The following is a 410-nucleotide window of genomic DNA, read 5'->3' on the forward strand; positions in this document are numbered from 1 at the left end:
GGATCTCCGCCGTGCGGGCCAGCAGGGCGGGGGAGACCTTCGTCTTCCCGGTCTCGATCTTCGACCAGGTGGCCTGGTGCACGCCGAGCCGCGCGGCCAGTTCGGTGCCGGACAGGTTGTTCTGTTGCCGGTGGTCGCCCAGGCGGGCACCCAGGCGGCGGCTGCGCACGGTGGGGCGCATGGGGGTCCTCCGATTGATCGGTCTTCATGATCTCGGCTCGTTCGGGCTATTCCGAGATCACCCGTTCGGGTCGGCTCGGCGGCGACATCAAGCGCGGCATTATGCCTAGCATGGCCGGTGTGGCGTGGGGCACACCGTAGACCCCGCGCGGTGCGCGAACGGAGACGGCTGATGAGCGGGAACTCGGTGACCATCGACCTGAGCGCGAGCGGATCGGTCGGGCTGTGGG

Annotated in this window: 1 protein-coding gene; it reads right to left on the reverse strand. The window is 69.3% G+C overall.

Annotated features, from left to right (window positions below):
• Positions 1 to 181, reverse strand: a 181-nt coding sequence (locus J1M41_RS11540; protein WP_206451786.1) for a helix-turn-helix domain-containing protein, incomplete at its 3' end; no start/stop codon positions are given.
• Positions 182 to 410: the final 229 nt, after the last annotated feature.

Source organism: Micrococcus sp. KRD096 (genome assembly GCF_017168495.1).
Classification (GTDB): domain Bacteria; phylum Actinomycetota; class Actinomycetes; order Actinomycetales; family Micrococcaceae; genus Micrococcus; species Micrococcus luteus.